Here is an 18121-nt window from a genome sequence, read left to right on the forward strand (position 1 = left end):
CAATGCAAAATAAAATTAATATTGTGTGGTTTAAGCGTGACTTGCGTTTATCTGATCATCAGCCATTAAAAAGTGCCTTTGAAAGCTCGCTGCCTACATTATTGATCTATAACTTTGAACCATTATTACTTAATGACAGTCATTATAACGAGCGTCATTGGCGGTTTGTATATCAGTCAATTGCTGATATGAACCAGCAGCTAAAACGCTTCAATACCACTATTTACACCTTTAGCTGCGCAATGGAAAACTTACTTAACTCTTTAAATCAAGAGTTTGAAATTGTTAACCTATTTAGTCATCAAGAGATTGGCTTAAATAATACTTTTGAGCGCGATAAAGCAATAAAAGCATGGTGCAAGGATCACACTGTTCAATGGCTTGAAACCCCAACAGGCGCAGTAATTAGAGGGGCAACAAACCGCAACCAATGGAACGAGCAATGGCAGCAAACAATGCAAAGCACTATTGCAATCCCAAATTGGAAACGCGTTAACAGTGTAACCTTAAGTGGTTATGCCCCACCTTGTTTACCTAAAAACTACACTCACTCTGATGATAACTTTCAACTTGGCGGGGCGATGCAAGCACGCCAGGTTATGCAGAGCTTTTTTGAAGTCCGTGGTAAAGGCTATCAAAAAGGCATTTCAAGCCCGAGTTTAAGCCAAACTCATTGCTCGCGGCTCTCTCCTTACTTGGCATGGGGCAATATAAGCCTTAGGCAAGTATATCAAACGGCAATCGACACTTATCATTCTAAGCACCCAGACAAAAAAGGCTGGAAGCGTCCATTAGCTGCGTTTGTTTCGCGCTTACATTGGCACTGCCATTTCATGCAAAAGTTTGAAAGTGAATGCAGTATGGAGTTTGTAGCCCTTAACCCCGGTTATCATGTATTCCCTTATCGCGATGACAAACACGTAACAACCGACTTAGCGCGCTGGGCACAAGGGCAAACAGGTATTCCCATTATTGATGCTTGCATGCGCTGTTTAAAACACACAGGCTATATTAACTTTAGAATGCGAGCGATGCTGGTCAGTTTTGTTACACACCACTTAAACATTAGCTGGCAACAGGCAAGCTTGCCTTTAGCGAATTACTTTTTAGACTTTGAGCCCGGTATTCACTACCCGCAAATTCAAATGCAAGCCTCTGTGACAGGTATAAATACCATTCGCCATTACAATCCAATCAAGCAATCTGAAGATCAAGATCCAACCGGTGCGTTTATTAAAAAGTGGTGTCCAGAGCTTGAAAAACTCCCCATTGAGTACTTGCATGAACCTTGGATGCAAACGCCTATGGAAGCCTTATTTAACGATTTTAAAGTAGGTAAAGATTACCCAGAGCCCATGATAGATTTAACTAAGGCGTCTAAAGAAGCCCGTCTAAGGCTCTGGCAATACCGCGAACGAATTGACGTAAAACGCGCCATTCCCGGTATTTTAAAAAAGCACGTTAGTATCGCCCCAAAGATAAAAAGCACAACCAAAAACAAAGATAAAAAAAATAGCAATGGCGCATAAAAAACTACATTTACCACAAAAAACTTGCCCTATTTGCAAACGTGATTTTACTTGGCGTAAAAAATGGCTGCGCGATTGGGATAACGTAACTTACTGCTCACAGCGATGTAAGCGCCATTTAGCTAAGTCTTAAATCTAAGCAATTAGCTACTTGCCCCTACTCCATTTAAGAACGTAGCATAAGCTAGGTTTGAAGCCGATTCAGGGCTGTACTCACCGCTATGTATTGCTTGATAACCCACCCAAAGTAAGCCTTCAAATAAATGAAAAACCCATGACACTGAAAAATTATCACTAATTTTTTTGTGTTTAATCACTAAACTAATTAATTCACGCATTTCATCATTTTGCTGCTTAGAGCGGGCTTGAAAATCAGCATCATCTATCAACACTTGTTCCATTTTTGAAAGAAACGAAAACTCAGCGAATAAAGGCATTGTATTTTTTAGTATTAACCTAAGCGCATCAAGATGATCTTTCGCTTGGCGGTCAACATCTTTATTAACACTATCGAATCGCTCTAAACAATAAAATGCGATTGCCTTTTGGAGTATTTCTTTACTCTCAAAATGACGGTATACAGTTGCTCTACCAACGTTAGCGTGTTTAGCGATATCAACCAATGTGGCGTCAGCGTTTTGTAAAAACAACTTAAGCCCAGCTTGAATAATGAGCTGCTTTGAACGAGAAATACGCACATCCATTTTTTGAGACACCCTTGTATCATATATATTGTTACTGCTATGATACACAAGTGTATTAAAACTCAGCCTCAACTTCAATCAGGAGAACACTATTGAACCGCATGATCGCTATCGATATTGCTCGCGCACTTGCTATATTTGGCATGGTTATTGTGAATTTTAAAATTGCTATGAATGTACAGCCAGGCAATTCTCCCTTGTACCTTTTTGCTAGTTTATTTGAAGGTCGAGCATCTGCATTGTTTGTTATTTTAGCAGGCATAGGCATCACCTTTATGACACTCAAGGCGCGTCAATCTGGTTTATCTTCAGAAGTAACCAAATCAAAGTGGTCACTGATCAAGCGTGCTGTGTTACTCATGTTGATTGGCTTAGCCTATGTGCCCATTTGGGAAGCCGATATTCTCCATTTTTACGGTGTCTATTTTATTATTGCTGCCTGTATATTCACTCTAAGTAATAGAGTGCTATTATTGATAAGTGGCTTTTTTGTGTTAGCCTTTCCGCTGTTATTAATATGTTTTGATTACAGTTATGGCTGGGATTGGAATACGTTAACCTATCATGGTTTTTGGACTGTAGATGGTATGTTAAGGCATGTATTTTTTAATGGCTTTCATCCTGTTTTTCCATGGTGCGGTTTTTTGGTTTTTGGCATGTGGTTAGGTAGACAAGATTTACTTGATTCTCAATTTAGAAAGCAATTATTAATAGGCTCAATCGCTGTACTACTTATCACTGAGTTGCTTTTTTACGGCCTAAGGTTATTAACTAAAACACACGCTGAATTAGGAATAGATTTAGAACTGAGCAGCTTTTTATTAAGTACGTCTATCATACCGCCTTTACCTCAATATATGCTCAGCGCGACAAGCTCATCGGTTATCGTGTTAGTAGGTTGTTTTTATTTTGCTGATACATTTCAAACAAACAAATTAAGCCATTGGTTAAAACAAACCGGGCAAATATCGTTAACACTCTATGTGGCGCACGTACTTGTTGGCATGGGGGTTTTAGAATCATTGGGACTATTAAATAATCAAACAATTGGTATGGCGTTATTCTCAGCCCTATTGTTTTGCCTGTTTAGCATCATTTTTAGTGTTTGCTGGTTAAATAAATTTAAAGCCGGACCGCTTGAGTGGGTATTTAAAAAACTCATCAGGTAAGCGTAATTCTCAACTATAAAAAAACTAATTAATTTACACACTCTTTACACACTCTTTGCACATTCTCTTTATATGCTAATTTAAACCCTTAGCTTAGAGATACTACAATGAGTAAAAAATTATTTAAAACAAAGTCTGCAATTACAATACTTTTAACTTTACTCGTCACTGGTTGCGGTAGTTCAGAAGATAGTACAACCGCAACGACAGACTCCGGCTCAGACACAACAACGAATACTAATTCAGACATTGTTGTAGAAGTTAATCCACTAAACTTTACAAGCGGGGCACTAGATTCAGAAGTAGCAACCCAAACATGTACCCTGACCAATAACGAAGAAGCACAGTGCTATGAAATTCAAATAGCTGGCGCGCCTGCTAGCCATGAAATTGGTATTTTTTGCCCTAGATATACGACTTCAAATGCAGATGAAGCTGGTATTTGGTTTGACGGCGATGGGCAAGTTTATGATTTAACTGGTGAGTTTATTACCAATCTAGATACTCATTACAACGACAGTAACTGGAAGTTGTATAACGAAAGCACCGGTAAAGTTAACGTCACCACGACAGAAGCCTCGTGCGCAGGAGCCGCAAGGCCTGATGTTGAAGAGCAATATCAAAATCACTGTGTGGAGTGTGCTATTGACTATGTTGATGGTGGAATTAGTCAAACCGTACTCATCCCGATTACACCTGTAAAGGCAAGCAGTCCTATTTCAATTGGCCGTGATAATATAGGTATTTCATTAAATGGAGTTGCACTTGCACCACCTGCACCTGTAGATGCCATTTTAGGCGCTTACACAATCGCTGCGTTTGATGACTGTGCAGGCCATATCAACTTAGTCGAAGGCTATCATTATCATGGTGCTGCTGGTTGCAGTGAAACACTAGAACAATCAAACGGTCATGCTGGCATGTTAGGTTATGCGTTAGACGGATATGGTATTTTTGGTATGGTTGATAGCCAAGGAAATGAAGACAATGACCTTGATTCATGTCGTGGCCACTACGATGAAACTAGGGGCTATCATTATCATTCAGCAAGCATTGCTGAAAACATGTTTATTGGTTGTTACAGCGGCGAAATAGCAAGGTAATAGGAGTTTATGATGAAAACACATTTAAAATTAGTCACGGTATTATTTTCCTCAACCATTGCTCTTTTTTATACTGCAAGCAGCCTTGCTCATGCTGCTCACGGTACGAATCAGCCATGGCATGCCTGTGAGGAAAAAAAACTTAATCAAAGTTGCCAATATGAGTTAGTAAATAAACTCTATATTGGCAGCTGCCAAGCAGCAAATAAAGTATTAATGTGTGTGCGAAACCAACCCATTATTGATATAAAAAACCAGCACAAAACTCAACAAAGCGCAGGCACTAATGAGCATGCTAAAAAGAAAGAGTAAAAGTAAAACTGAGTTAGACTCTATTTACGCCATAGATTTTTAGACCTGTAGGCTGTAGGCGTTACGCTCATGTGCGCCTTAAACACTTTATTAAAATAACAAGCACTTTTAAAGCCTGATAAACTAGATACACAATCAATACTTAATCGTGTAGTCGCTAATAAGTGCCGTGACTTCTCTAACCTTAGTAAATTAACCTGAGCACTAAAACTGCTACCCAAATATGTTTTAAATAAGCGCTTTAAAGTTGCATTACTGACGTTTGCCTGTTTTGCTGTTTTTGTTAAGTTCGGTACGTTTTTAATATTTTCAGATATATAACTCAGCGCATGTGTCAGCCTAGGATCTAACTGATGTCCATTTTTGTAACCACTTTCTGTACTAGGTAAGTTTTGCAAACCTTTCAGTAGGGTTATTAATTTTGCTAACTTATCGAGTGGATGTTTCGCAGCTGCTAGCAAAAACAAAGCGTTGATCATTGGATGGTTTTTTTCAACAAAAAATGTATGGCTTTCATTGATAATAAAGAGAGTATATTCAGTTAGAATAACATACCCTGTTAGCGAGTTTGAAAAATCTCGCACTTAGCTTAAGTAGCAAGTAACTCTTATATTGAGCCTCGCCACAGGGGCTTTATAGTAAACTTTGCAAGTCAAATCAATACCCACTTTTTACATCTGTTATTTTACTAATGTAATTGATTCACTCAGCGCTCTTTATTTTAGTGATAACAAATAAGGTTAATAACATGCTCGCTGTGAAAATCAGCCCTTAAAATCAGTAAATCTTTGTTATCAATTCTAAAAATACGTTAATATTAGAAAAACTCACTCTGGCTGTTGCCAAAATTAAACCTGTTGTTTACTCATTAATGAGATCAAAACAAAACTAACTCTAAATAATCAGGTTGCAAATTTTTAAGGGATACTATGAATTGTACTAGCTGTAATAAGGGCTTACTAAAGCCAAGTTTTATTGAAGGTCAGTTTCGCTCGCACACATGCACGCATTGTAATGGCCACTGGATCTTAATCGAAGATTTTGCGGCTTGGAAAGAGCGTAACCCAACCTTTGAATTTGCTGATAACATCTCATTTGAAGCAGAAACATCAGACACAAAAAAAGCCCTAATTTGCCCTGTGTCGGGTGTGATCATGCGTAAATTTCGTATTTCATCATCAAGCGACCACCGGATAGATTACAGCGCACCTGTTGGCGGTATCTGGTTAGATGCCGGTGAGTGGGAGTTACTAAAAGAAGAAGGCCTAGCCGGCACATTAAATGCCGTAGTCACGCAGCAATGGCAAAACCAAATTCGCGAGCAAAGTACCAAGCAAAATTTTAGTGATATATACGCTGATAAATTTGGCACTGACACTTACGCAAAAGTAAAAGACCTAAGAGAGTGGCTTAATGCACAACCACAAAAAGCAGATTTAAGAGCCTACCTAATGGCCGAAGATCCATATTCTGCTGAAAAATAACCTCCTACATTAAAAAATTTTCTACGGCTAAATTTGATTTATTAGAAAAACTAAATTTAGCCGTTAGTATCAATATCATTTGTTATCAACTATTACGACTAGGAAAAAGTACAACCTCGTATTGCCCCACATCTGCAGATTTAGGAAACCTCAATTGGGTACTTGAAAAGCCCCACAACTTTAGTGATAATGATTTTCATTAATAACAATCACAATTAAGGACGAATTGTGCACGCTCATAAAACATACCATTTAACTCGTAAATTTAAACTTTCTACTTGTGCGCTAATGATTTGCGCATCATTCCATTCGATTTCAAAACAAAATACTGATACTAATCAATATATTAATGACTCAGCTAAAGCTGTTGACACTAAACGTGTTCAAGAACTTGAACATATATATGTTACTGGCACTAGTATTAACGATTACTCAGAATCAGCTAATAAAGCCGCCTTAAAAATGATTCTTTCACAGCGAGAAACGCCACAAGCCGTTACAGTTATCACTAATCAGATGATGCAAGATTGGCAAACCATCAATATAGACGAAATTTTAGAGCATGCGACGGGGTTTTATGCGCGACGCTCATCTAGTTTAGATAGACCTCGCTTTTCTGTGCGTGGTGGTAACGTTAACTTGATCCAAGTTGACGGTGTTCAGCAGTTCCCTGGTGGCCGCAGACCCAACGTAAATGGCGATTCTGCTGCATATGAACGCGTTGAAATTGTACGTGGTGCAAATGGCTTGTTAACCGGAGCGGGTGATCCTACTGCGACTGTTAACCTTGTTCGTAAGCGAGCCACTAATACAGACTTTCAAGCAAGTGTTGGTCTTTCAGCTGGCAGCTGGGATAATTACCGTGGTGAGATTGATATTTCAGGTTCATTAGTCGAGGACGGTACTATTCGTGCTCGGTTTGTGGCTGCACATTATGATAAAAACTCTTACATTGAACGCTATGGGCAACAAAAAACCTCAATTTACACTACTTTAGAAGCCGATCTAACAGATTACACCCTACTTCGCTTAGGCGTAGAATATACTGATACCGCATCAAAAGGAGCTATAAACTCACACTCCCAACCCTACCTTTTCGCTGATGGCAGCCGCTATAATGGTAAACGTTCAGATACAGGCATGACCGCAAAATGGAGTGGCTGGCCGCTTGAAGAGCACACCTATTTTATTGGCCTTGATCACGCTTTTGAGAATGATTGGCAATTAAATGCTATTGCGACTTACAACACCATAGAGATGCAAGGCGGCAAACTATTTTTCGTTTACCCTGAAGGTTATATAAATCCAGATGGTAGTAGTGACTTAGGCTTTGGTTACAGCGCAGTGATAAGTAGCTCTGAAGATAAACAAACAACATTTGATGTTTCATTACAAGGCCCCGTAGAGTTATTTAATCGCACACACGAAATGATTTTTAGCTATAACCAATTTAGCCGCGACCGGACCTCTTTTGGCAAGCAGGCTGATCAAACCTCAATTTCCCTTGAAGGGCTCAATTTTCATGATTGGACTGGCGATGTACCGCATTACCCTTTTAAAGATTTAGCCAAACAAAGTGTTAATATCACCAAATCCAACGGTGGTTTTGCTGCCATACGTATAAATCCTCATGACCGTGTGAAAGTGATTTTGGGTGCGCGAATAAGTAACTGGGATTATCGCAATGATCGTTTTAACCCCTCAACTGGCGAGTTCCAAGGTATACGCTATCAAGAGAATGTAACGGATGAACTAACGCCCTATGCAGGGTTAATTATTGATATAAGCCAGCAGTACAGCATATACACTAGTTACACCGAAGCGTTTAGACCACAGGCCTACTTTGACGCTAATGACAAAATGCTTGACCCTAGCACTGGAGAAAGTTATGAAATTGGTATTAAAGGAGAGTTACTCAAAGATACCCTTAACGTTAGCGCAGCCATTTATGAAAATATCGAGAATGGTCTGGCAGAGCTTGATCCTAATTATTCAGAGAAATATCTTACTCCAAATGGAAATCGCCCTTATATACAAAGGGGAGAAGGTGATACGACCAAAGGGTTTGAAGTAGAATTTAGCGGCTCACTAAGCCAAGATTGGAATTTAAGTGCAGGTTACTCCCAACATAAAACTAAATCCAAAGAAGGTAAACAGCTTAAAACAGATGAGCCAAATAAATTACTAAATATTTATACCACATATGACTTTGATCGTTACCTAACTGGATTTACTGCTGGTTTTGGGGTTAATTGGCAAAATAGTTTTTATGCCACCCCACAAAGGCCATTAGCTAATGGCCAAAGTGAAGCATATAAAATTGAACAATCACCAGTGACACTTCTCAACTTTATGGCACGTTATGAGATTAATGATAAAACCAGTGTTTCCCTAAATATTAATAATTTATTAGATGAACACTATTTTAATAGTATTTCATCTTGGGATGGTTATGTTTTACACGGTGAGCCCGTGAGTTGGCAACTGAGCTTACGTCACGCTTGGTAACATAATTCTAAAACGCCAATGCCCTATTCAATATAACTTGATGCGCCTAAAGGAGGCGCATTTAGCTCTGTAGAAGAAATCTACGAAGATCTCGCTCTTGACGCATGACATGTAAAATATAAACTTTGTCGCTATCCACTTTATAGAAAATACGGCAAGGATTAACATGAACTTCACGGTAATTTAAGTTACTTAATTCATGTGGCCTTTTACCTGATTCAGGCTGTTCTTCTAGCCTAGATATTTTATCAAATACTTTTTGAGTCAATTTCTTAGCCGCATCAATATTACTTAAAGAAATATACTCAGCAATATCGTTTAAATCATTAAGAGCTGGAGAGGTCCAAATTATTTCAGCCATTTGCTCATTTTTTCTTTTGCTTCTTGATTCGAGAATGTATTACCGTTTTTGATTGCTTGCTCACCACGTGCAACCCCCTCAAGAATTGCCATTCGTTGTTGCATAAATTCATAATCTTCAACATCAACTAAATAAGCGGATGGTTGACCATGCTCAGTAATTAACACTGGTTCTTTAGATATATGAAGATCAGCTAAAATTTTGGTAGCTTGGCGCTTAAGTGTCGTAACAAGTTCAACTTTCATAATAAATTCTATTTAGAACTCAAATAATGTATCACTATAGTATCACAAGGGTTCGGATTTACAATTATACGGCTAACATTTTAGTATTTAGCGACAGGCGGTTTGTGTTGTATAATTGCTTGCTGAACGAAGCCGCTGCGCGGCAGAATTAATACGCACCTTTCGTGATAATATTAAATACTTGCTAGATGCCATCTATTTTGGCGGTCTATCTAGGAGCTTAAAAAAGGACAGCGTAAAAAAGGACAGGCATATATTTTGCCGGATAATAATGTGCTACTGGCGGCAGTGGCGCTCTTTATCAGATATAGCACGCACAAAAGTACGCAGTTTAATGAAATTAGGGGTTAGCGAACGACTCGCCATAGCCTGTGGGAAAACGAGCTCCTATAATTAACTCTAAGCGCTTTTAAAGCACTAAGCAATGCATTTAGGGCCCACAAAACTGGCTTTTTTTCTTAAAAAAGAGTAATTCTACAGCCACAACGCTCTAATAATGGGCAAAAAATTGTTGGCTAAAATGCTGAGGAGCGAAAACAGCCAACTGTTATTTGTCCTAATTTGTTTGCCTTGTTATGTTTCAAATGCACAACACTAAAAAGTTAATTTGTCATGTGATGATGTACAAAGAGAACAGCCCATAACAATATTGCACTACCGATAAAGATCAATAAACCTTTTAGACTAAAGCTACTAATTCTATGTTTGCAAACGGGGCAAACAAAGTATGATTTGTTCATTGCCACCTTAACCTCTAGGGGAACAATATCCGCCTTGCATTTTTTACACTGAGCCATTTAAATTTGCACACTCTGATTGAAACATAACGAGCCTGTAGAATAACTCGTTTTTAATTTATTTTTATTGATGTATTAACCATAGCCGAGTTCCTATTTTGATTCAATCGACAACTGACTTTCACGTAAATATAAAAAGAGGATTTGGTGTTGTTTTAATGGGCGTTTTGGAAGGTATGACAGGTGTTTAAGTGGCTTATTTAAGGTAATAAGGGGTTACCCTTATTAATGTATCGTGTTTCTCAGCTTTTCTAGATTATGAACAAGGCAATACAGAGTTGTCGCACAATGAAGTGAGGCATTCACTTCATTGTGCCTGCAAGGTTAATTTGTTTATTCCTTTATTGACTGTACCTTTATTGACTGTAACATTGCGACTTTTCAGATCTATGTCTTCTTAATAATATCATCTGCTTTAATTGCGTTTAAACACCTTACTGCATACCAATTTCACAATCCTTTGAGCCAATTTTCTTGCTCCTCGGTATCTGGAACTTTAACACCTCGAGCATCTGAAATTAAAGATAAAGCTTCATTTGCATTTACGCCAAACTTAACAAGAACAGCACCCGCAATAATACCAGTGCGACCGATACCTGCTCGGCAATGGATTACAACATGCTTGCCATTTATAATATCTGAATACAACTCCTCAGCTAAGGTAATTGCTTCAGATGTATTTGGCAAACCACGGTCAGGAATAGGGAAAGAAATAAACTCAATGCCGTATTTATGGCAAAGTGACATCTCCAAAGTTAAACCAACCTCATACTCTTCATTCTTCTCAAGCAATGAAACAACTGTGTCTACACCTAAACTTTTTAAGCCGCTAAATTCATCATCAATCCATTCATTAGAAACAGGTTTAGCCATAACTGATAATTTACCATCAGAGAATTCTTTCACAATATATATAGTTGGAAGCATACTTTCCTTAGGTATATAACGAGGCCAGTAGAAAATAACCCGTTTTTAATTTATTTTTATTGATGGTTTAACCATAGCTAAATTACCCTTAAATAATATTTAACTCTAAGAAAGGTGAAATCCCCTCATAGAATTACTTGGCAATAAACAGGTTTATATTAATATTGACTCCAGTGTTTGTTTAACAGTTAATCGGTGGCGATTAAGTGCTGTTGCTCTTTTAGCTGTTGTTTAAGTCGTGCGTTTTCAGCTTTTAAAAAAGCGACCTCTTCTTCAAGGGGTAATTTTTTATCCGCTGTTTGCTCACCGGGTAATTTTTCTCGTAAAAGCATAATGACCTGCTCAGAGTGAATAACATCGCCAACTTTGGCTTTAAAGTCATACACAATCCCTGCACTGGGTGCGATAACTTCAAGTACCGCTTTTTCAAGTTCAACGTCAAATAATGCTTGGTTAGCTGTAACAGCCTGTCCATCGTTGACATAAACTGCGGCAATTTTTGCCTCGCCCATTGAATCAAATAACTCTGGTGCTTGAATATCCATATTTATCATTTCCTTATAGTTAATATACGCACTCTCACTATTGAAGGTGCGTTTAATTAGATTGTCACCTGTTACAAAAGAGTTTGCCTAGGCATTGCGTCATCTTTTGTGTCAGTTTCAACGACTTTAGTTATTACCTGTGCAGGCTGATTTTTCATTGCTGTTAACAGCGTATCTAACGCCTGTTTGTGTTCATCGCTTTGTATGGCTTGTTGCTCAGCATTTTTAACATTTTGTTGGGCCATTAACTCCAATACATCACGATTATTATTGTGTTCTAGTTCATCTAATAGCTGATTAACTAAATCTGGCGCTAACTGCGCTATATTATTATCTGCCAACGCAGTGAGTATTTGAGCCAGTTGCTCACTGTGATCAAGCGATTTAAGCGCCACTAATAATTGCTCGCTCAACAACTGCATTTGCGCTTGGCTACCCGCTAATAATGCGTGTTTTAAATCATTAAGCGCGGCATCTGGCGTACTATTGGCAATTGCACTGGCTAGCGTGTTTAACTCAGTTTTAGTATTTAATTGCTCTGTTTGCATATTAAGTGCTGTTATTAATTGCTCAAAGCTTTGTTGGTTATTATTGTCACTTGTAACCTGCTTAAGCTGATCTAATGTTTCACCAAGTTGCGTTAGCTGCTGATGATTGTTATTGCTATTAATTGCTTGCGTTAACTTTTCGCCTAGGTTGTCAATTTGAGCATGGCTACTGTTGCTAGCAACCGCTTTTATCAGCTCATTTAACTGGGCTTTATTATCAAGTGGCGCTATATATTCACTTAATTGTTGACCCAGCATGCTCAAGGTTTGGTTACTATTATTGGCCGCAACCACTTTAGCTAACTCGCTCAATTGTGCGTGATTGTTATTACTTGCAACGGCATTACTCATCTGCTCTAGTTGCTGGCTAAGCATGTTCAATGTTTGATTATTATTATTCGCTGCAACGAGTGTAGCTAATTCATTCAATTGCGCATGATTATTATTACCTGCTACCGCATTGGTCAGCTCACTGAGAGCGTCTTGATTGCGAAGTTGCGCTAAATGTTCACCTAGTTGTTGCCCCAATACATTAATGGATTGATTGCTATTGTTTGCAGTGAGCACTTTGCTCAATTCATTGAGCTGTGAATGATTGTTGTTATTTGATACCGCAGCAACCAGCTCAGTAATAGCCGCTTTATTATCAAGTGGTGCTAAATGCTTGCCTAAAGCTTGTTCTAAGTTATTAAACGCTTGGTTGGTATTGTTTTCACTGGTCGCTTTGGTGAGGGCGTTAAGTTGGCTGTGGTTGTTATTACTTGCAATTGCAGCACTTAATTGCTCAAGTCCACTCTCATAAGGCGTTTGCTTAAAGCCGTTATCAAGCGATTGCGCAAGTGCGGCCAATGCGTGCTTATTATCTAGCCCTTGAATATTAACGCCTACACTTTGCAGTAAATCACTGTAATCGTGGCTTAGGTTGTTTTTACTGAGCTTACTGGCAATCCCCTCAAGTGATTCATGTAAATACCCCATTTGCTCAACGGCCATCATGACTGGGCTGCCTGCTCCATCGAGTTTATTTAAGCGCACAAAGTCTTCTTTAATTTGGCTGTAACGAGCATGATCATCTTGCGTTAATGTACCGCGCAGTTCACCCAGCTTGAGTAAGTTCTCTTCAGAGCCTTTACTGAGTGTTTGCGCTTCGCCGCGATAATGATCGCGAATAAGGTTTTCAAGCTCTTCGTCATTCATGGCAGCTACGACCTTCTCCGCCATTTTGTTCATGTTACGGTAACTACCTTGGAGCTTAAATGGGGGCTCGGTACGGTAGTTATTATCTTGCGCGGCGGAGGCTATATACTGAGCGTTAACTTTAAGCACGGTATTACGAATGGTCATTAGTCGCGTGAGTACGGCTTTAATTTCGTTAGCTTCGGCCTGTGAATATCCATGTTCCATTTCATTTAATGAAATGTCTTCGCCTTGGCAAATACGCACTAATTTATATAAATCGTCCATATTGCGATTAGCCAGTGGCGCTAATACTGAATTGGAGGTCAGTGCATTTTCAATAAAGCTCATGGCAAATTCTTGCTCACAGCCTGCCAAAGTATCACCTAAGTTATAAATATCGGCGCGGTTAGCTAGCATGTCAGGAATTTTAAAGCTCTCGCCAGATTCCGTATAGGGGTTACCGGCCATCACTACAGCAAACTTTTTGCCCCGTAAATCATAGGTTTTACTTTTGCCATTCCACACGCCATCAATTCGGCGTGAGCCATCACACAATGAAATAAATTTTTGTAAAAACTCTGGGTTGGTATGCTGAATATCATCCAAGTAGAGCATTACGTTATTGCCCATTTCAAAGCTTTGGTTAATTTTTGCAATTTCTTTTTCAGCGGTGGCATTAATTGCCTGTGCTGGGTCTAAAGAAACCTGATCATGCCCTATCGATGGGCAATTTACTTTAACAAAGGTTAGCCCTAAACGGTTTGCAACGTATTCAACCAAGGTTGTTTTACCGTAACCTGGCGGCGAAATAAGTAATAACATGCCCATTAAATCGGTGCGTTTATTTTTACCCGCGGAGCCAATTTGTTTTGCTAAGTTATCGCCAATAATTGGAAAGTACACTTTGTTGATCAGCTGATTACGTACAAACGAGCTAAGCGGGCGTGCTTTAAATTCGTCAAGCTGCAGACGCTCTTTTTGCTCAGCCAAAATATCGCTGCGTAATGTGTGATATTGCTCAAATGCAGGTACTTGCTCGGTGATGTATTTACGCGTGCGAGCATAAAACTCAGCATAATCTACATTCAGTATTTGCTCTTGCACTCGCTTATGTTGGCCCATAAGGCGTTCAACCTGCGTTATAGGGGTAACATCGAGTACATGATAATGCAGTTTTGTTGTTGCACTTAAATGCGCATAGTTTGCAGCTTCAGCCTGCACGACGGCATTTACTTTATCACTTTGCATGCAATAGGCGTTTACCCAACTTAAAAATAATAATGCACGTTCATCAGTTTGCGTTACATTTTCGCATGCATGATTAAGCTCGTTAATATAGCCTTTTGCTTTGGCGTCACTACTAAACTGCTCAGCTAAGTTTTTGGCCTGCTGAGAAATAATAAACTGTTGTTGTTCTGCTGTTTTTTGTTGCGCTAACTGCTGCACTAAGTAAGCGGCGGCTAAGTCACTTGATAAATCAGTAAAGCGCGCGCGCAGTTTACTTATTTGCGGTAAATACTCTGCAATTTGCTGACTTAATTGCTCATTCAAGGAGCTGATAAAACTGGTTGCACCAAAATGTTTATCCATCAAAATGGCATTGATCGCTTGATGGTAAAATGTATTCAGTTGTGCGGTTGATAATTGTGCGCTAAATAACTGCGCCACAATCCGACAACTTGCAGGGTAAATAAGCAAATCTAAGCTATTTTTTTGAGTCAATAAGGTGTCAATAATTGCGCATGCATCGTGATCGTGAATACCTTTTTCGTAACCCTCTTGGTAGCGCGGCTCAGCAAACTTTTGCACTAACGAAAGTAAGGTATCTTCTTTTTGTGCCTGTTGTAATTGTACAAATGTAAGCGAGTGCTCACTGTTTTCACACGCAAGCAATATTTGCGCAGCTAAATACTCACCACGATAAACCTCGTCATTCTCAGAGACCAAGGTTTGTTGCCACAAATGGCGACTTTGCTGTAGCGTATTAAGGCTTTGCTCATCTGTTATTGGTTCAAAATAATCAGTTCCCGTTAAGTGCAGCATTAGTTGCTCATCGCGCGGCAATAACGTTAAATCAAGCAGCTGCTTATTTACGCTAAATGCGTGTTTACCAATACTGACTGAATTACCGCCATCAGTAAAAATGTCTTGTTTGTCACGCAGTGAGCGAATGCCCTGATCTTTACTCGCTTTGAGTTTTGATTGAATATCATCGGCACGTATTTCATCGCCTAACTCTTTGAGCTCAGTAGTCAATGCGCGTAATTTGCTGATCATAGGATCGGCAGCAAAATAGGTATTGAGCGCATCAAGCTCAGTAAAGCTTTGCGCGCGGCGGTTTACGCCCTGTAAAATACGCTCTGCAGCGTTAGCTAGGTTAAGTGCACGGCGCTGGCGAGTATCAATTAAGCTTTGTTTGTGCGCTTCAAAGCTTTCGTATACGTCATCGCGCTTTGCAATAATCTCACTGAGGTATTCGTCAAAGTCACTAAATTGCGATTCAAGCTCTTCGAGCTGAATCAGTAATCGAGATAATTGATCGTCACACGCTTCTGGTGTTTTGGCGTTATTTAGCGCGTTAGTAATACTTTGCGAAAACAGCTTAAAGCGTGCGGCAAATTCGGCTTTTGCTTCAACACTACCCAGGCTTTTTTGACGAATTTCAATACTGGCTTTAGCGCGATTAACCAGCGCATAAACAGCACTGATGTCTTCTAATATTTGCGTGCGTACGCGGCTGTCATCAATGTCTAAATCAAGCATGGTGTGGTTGAGTAAATCAAGCTCCACGCTTTGCGTATCAAGTTGCGCTATATACGTTTTTAGCTCGCTGACACTTTCGCTTTTACTGCTGAGTTCTTCCAGCTCTTTTAGTTTTTCGTGGTACGGTGCTAATGCGCTATCTTGTTGTAAAAATGCAGCTGTTGCTTGGCTTACTTCGCCAAGCCTTTCATCAATTTGGTTTTGTAGTGCGTTAAGTGCATCTGTATCTATATACTTAATGTCTTCAAGGCTGATCACTTGCCCTTTTAAGATTTTTAACGCATCAATACCCTGCACAAACTGTGGCGCAGCTTTAAAGCTATCTGGGCGTATGTCACGAGTTACATCAGTATATTGTTTATTAATATCCACCAAGGCTTGCTTGGCTTTGTTTTGAATTTCAGTAACTTTTTCAAATTCATCCAGCACTTGCTCAGCAGTTTCATTAATGCTGTGCAGGTTTTGAGCAATTTCAGTAAACTCACCTTCATTAAGCCAATGATAACGGTCGAAAATATTACGACTTAACGCAATCATGTCTTCGTAATGAAATAGACTCGGGCTTTGTTCATTTATTGCTTTACAAACACTGTACAAGTCAGAAATACCGCGTACTAAATCAGGGTTACCTATTTTGCCAAAAAAGCTGGTCAGCGGCGGCGCATTCGCAGCAAATTCAGCTGATACAAATGGGCTTTGCCAAATTTGAATCGGGTGTACGCGTTCAGGTTCGTCTTTATCAGCTTTAAAGGTAAGCGTTAAACCATCGTTGTATATGCCGTAGCCGTGACAATAGATAGGGTTTTGCAGGTTTTTATCAATAATATTGTATGCAAACAGTGCATAACGACCTTCGCTTGGCTCATAAAATACGTATAAAACATCTTCGCCGTTAGGTGACTTTATCTGCCTGTGGAATTCAAGATCTTCTATTTGCTCTTCAAACGATCGCGCTTGCCCTGATTGTAAATAATAACCACCGGGGAAAATAACACCGTGATCTTCAGGTAAAGTAACGCAGGCACTGCCAATAGCATCTTGGCGAGCAACCTGCTGAGTACGCGTATTAAAAATAAAGTAACGCCATGTTTTTTCGCGATACGGGAGTATTTTTATTAGTACTAAATCGCCCACCAGCGCGTATTCCACATCACTATCAGCGAGAGATTGGTTTTTATCATCAACCGGCTCTTGGTAAATACCTTCACCGGTATCTGTGCTGTTTTCAATTTTAATCGTGAGTGAACCACCTATGGTCTCCACAAAAACTTGGTCAGCAATATTAATATGGGCATGGCGCCCTTCTACGTGATCACTGCGGTCAGTTTTGAGCCATTCAAAATCGTAGTCATGGGCGTGTTGAATATCACGTTCGCCGCGGTTATCTATATAATTGATGGTATTGTCTGGGTGAATTTCCCAGCGAAAAACCCGCACATCCGATAACTTGTCGCCAATTTGGAATAACGCAAACAGCTTGCCATTTTGTTGGTATAAGTGCTGTAAACTGGTTTGTTTGTAGTAAGTATAAAGCTCTTCAAAATCTCGAATAAAGCGCGTATCAGTTAAAAAGCGGGTTTGCTCTGGGTAAGCTTCCACTTCAAAGTGATCGTCTTGCTCTACTAATTTTTGTACGCTAAACACGTCGTTAATTGAGGTTTCTTTTTTTAACCCAAGTAATACGTTATAAGCAAAAATAACTTTATCGCCTACAATTACAATGTCACGCGGTGTACAATTTTGCTCCGTACGAACTCGCACTCGCCCTTTAACTTGTAATTCTGTACTGCCAAACTCCGTTATACGCTGCTGATTAACTTCATCAATTTGCGTTTTTAAAGTCCCGCCAAAATTACTTAAGCGGCGTTTAATTAAGTCGTATGAGCCTTGCTCTAGCGCTTGTTGTGTTGCGTCCGTCATGAAAAACTATCCTGAAATTTAATTAAA

14 protein-coding genes are annotated in these 18121 nt (G+C 39.4%); 7 read left to right on the top strand and 7 right to left on the bottom strand.

Annotated features, from left to right (window positions below):
* Positions 1 to 2 precede the first annotated feature (2 nt).
* On the top strand, positions 3 to 1529 hold the full coding sequence (locus HJP15_RS13655; RefSeq protein WP_170173994.1) for a cryptochrome/deoxyribodipyrimidine photo-lyase family protein: 1527 nt from the start codon (positions 3 to 5) through the stop codon (positions 1527 to 1529).
* Positions 1519 to 1662 (top strand): DUF2256 domain-containing protein, encoded by a 144-nt coding sequence (locus HJP15_RS13660; protein WP_082355605.1) that lies wholly within the window; start codon positions 1519 to 1521, stop codon positions 1660 to 1662. The genes HJP15_RS13655 and HJP15_RS13660 overlap by 11 nt, the downstream gene beginning before the upstream one ends.
* Positions 1663 to 1672: 10 nt before the next feature.
* Here HJP15_RS13660 and HJP15_RS13665 read toward each other — a convergent pair whose 3' ends face one another.
* Entirely contained in the window at positions 1673 to 2245 is a 573-nt protein-coding gene (locus HJP15_RS13665) for a TetR/AcrR family transcriptional regulator (RefSeq protein WP_349304632.1), read from the bottom strand.
* Positions 2246 to 2334: 89 nt separating this feature from the next.
* On the opposite strand from HJP15_RS13665, the gene HJP15_RS13670 reads away from it, so the two are divergent.
* The 3 genes from HJP15_RS13670 (at position 2335) to HJP15_RS13680 (ending at position 4817) form a co-directional block, all read left to right on the top strand.
* Entirely contained in the window at positions 2335 to 3402 is a 1068-nt protein-coding gene (locus HJP15_RS13670) for a DUF418 domain-containing protein (RefSeq protein ID WP_249365873.1), read from the top strand.
* Positions 3403 to 3509: 107 nt separating this feature from the next.
* Entirely contained in the window at positions 3510 to 4505 is a 996-nt protein-coding gene (locus HJP15_RS13675; RefSeq protein ID WP_054205074.1) for a YHYH protein, read from the top strand.
* A 9-nt stretch (positions 4506 to 4514) separates the two neighbouring features.
* Complete coding sequence (locus HJP15_RS13680; protein WP_212760690.1) at positions 4515 to 4817, top strand: hypothetical protein; 303 nt, start codon at positions 4515 to 4517, stop codon at positions 4815 to 4817.
* A 20-nt stretch (positions 4818 to 4837) separates the two neighbouring features.
* Here HJP15_RS13680 and HJP15_RS13685 read toward each other — a convergent pair whose 3' ends face one another.
* Positions 4838 to 5401 (bottom strand): helix-turn-helix domain-containing protein, encoded by a 564-nt coding sequence (locus tag HJP15_RS13685; protein ID WP_170173996.1) that lies wholly within the window; start codon positions 5399 to 5401, stop codon positions 4838 to 4840.
* Positions 5402 to 5746: 345 nt separating this feature from the next.
* Between HJP15_RS13685 and HJP15_RS13690 the strand changes: the two genes are divergently transcribed.
* Both HJP15_RS13690 and HJP15_RS13695 read left to right on the top strand, forming a co-directional pair.
* On the top strand, positions 5747 to 6301 hold the full coding sequence (locus HJP15_RS13690) for a TFIIB-type zinc ribbon-containing protein (RefSeq protein WP_054206760.1): 555 nt from the start codon (positions 5747 to 5749) through the stop codon (positions 6299 to 6301).
* Between the two features lie 228 nt (positions 6302 to 6529).
* Positions 6530 to 8809 (top strand): TonB-dependent siderophore receptor, encoded by a 2280-nt coding sequence (locus HJP15_RS13695; protein WP_349304633.1) that lies wholly within the window; start codon positions 6530 to 6532, stop codon positions 8807 to 8809.
* Positions 8810 to 8870: 61 nt separating this feature from the next.
* Here the strand turns inward: HJP15_RS13695 and HJP15_RS13700 are convergent, their stop codons facing one another.
* The 5 genes from HJP15_RS13700 to HJP15_RS13720 all read right to left on the bottom strand — a co-directional run bounded on the left by HJP15_RS13700 (position 8871) and on the right by HJP15_RS13720 (position 18094).
* Entirely contained in the window at positions 8871 to 9170 is a 300-nt protein-coding gene (locus tag HJP15_RS13700) for a type II toxin-antitoxin system RelE/ParE family toxin (protein ID WP_169327979.1), read from the bottom strand.
* Positions 9158 to 9415, bottom strand: coding sequence for a type II toxin-antitoxin system Phd/YefM family antitoxin (locus HJP15_RS13705; RefSeq protein ID WP_054206756.1), 258 nt, complete (start codon positions 9413 to 9415; stop codon positions 9158 to 9160). Before HJP15_RS13705 ends, HJP15_RS13700 begins: the two co-directional genes overlap by 13 nt.
* 1247 nt (positions 9416 to 10662) lie before the next feature.
* Positions 10663 to 11139, bottom strand: a complete 477-nt coding sequence (locus tag HJP15_RS13710) for a protein-tyrosine phosphatase family protein (RefSeq protein WP_170173997.1) — start codon at positions 11137 to 11139, stop codon at positions 10663 to 10665.
* A gap of 188 nt (positions 11140 to 11327) precedes the next feature.
* A complete protein-coding gene (locus HJP15_RS13715; RefSeq protein ID WP_170173998.1) occupies positions 11328 to 11684 on the bottom strand; it encodes a biotin/lipoyl-containing protein in 357 nt (118 codons plus the stop codon).
* Between the two features lie 71 nt (positions 11685 to 11755).
* The gene (locus HJP15_RS13720; protein ID WP_249365867.1) at positions 11756 to 18094 is read right to left on the bottom strand and encodes a DNA repair ATPase; all 6339 of its coding nucleotides are present in this window, start codon (positions 18092 to 18094) and stop codon (positions 11756 to 11758) included.
* Positions 18095 to 18121 lie beyond the last annotated feature (27 nt).

This window comes from Pseudoalteromonas sp. NEC-BIFX-2020_002, from assembly GCF_013002825.1.
GTDB lineage: Bacteria > Pseudomonadota > Gammaproteobacteria > Enterobacterales > Alteromonadaceae > Pseudoalteromonas > Pseudoalteromonas neustonica.

Coding starts and splice junctions, on each gene's coding strand:
- HJP15_RS13700 (WP_169327979.1), bottom strand. CDS start 9,170: ATGGCTGAAATAATTTGGACCTCTCCAGCTCTTAATGATTTAAACGAT.
- HJP15_RS13705 (WP_054206756.1), bottom strand. CDS start 9,415: ATGAAAGTTGAACTTGTTACGACACTTAAGCGCCAAGCTACCAAAATT.
- HJP15_RS13660 (WP_082355605.1), top strand. CDS start 1,519: ATGGCGCATAAAAAACTACATTTACCACAAAAAACTTGCCCTATTTGC.
- HJP15_RS13715 (WP_170173998.1), bottom strand. CDS start 11,684: ATGGATATTCAAGCACCAGAGTTATTTGATTCAATGGGCGAGGCAAAA.
- HJP15_RS13710 (WP_170173997.1), bottom strand. CDS start 11,139: ATGCTTCCAACTATATATATTGTGAAAGAATTCTCTGATGGTAAATTA.
- HJP15_RS13670 (WP_249365873.1), top strand. CDS start 2,335: ATGATCGCTATCGATATTGCTCGCGCACTTGCTATATTTGGCATGGTT.
- HJP15_RS13720 (WP_249365867.1), bottom strand. CDS start 18,094: ATGACGGACGCAACACAACAAGCGCTAGAGCAAGGCTCATACGACTTA.
- HJP15_RS13690 (WP_054206760.1), top strand. CDS start 5,747: ATGAATTGTACTAGCTGTAATAAGGGCTTACTAAAGCCAAGTTTTATT.
- HJP15_RS13675 (WP_054205074.1), top strand. CDS start 3,510: ATGAGTAAAAAATTATTTAAAACAAAGTCTGCAATTACAATACTTTTA.
- HJP15_RS13680 (WP_212760690.1), top strand. CDS start 4,515: ATGATGAAAACACATTTAAAATTAGTCACGGTATTATTTTCCTCAACC.
- HJP15_RS13655 (WP_170173994.1), top strand. CDS start 3: ATGCAAAATAAAATTAATATTGTGTGGTTTAAGCGTGACTTGCGTTTA.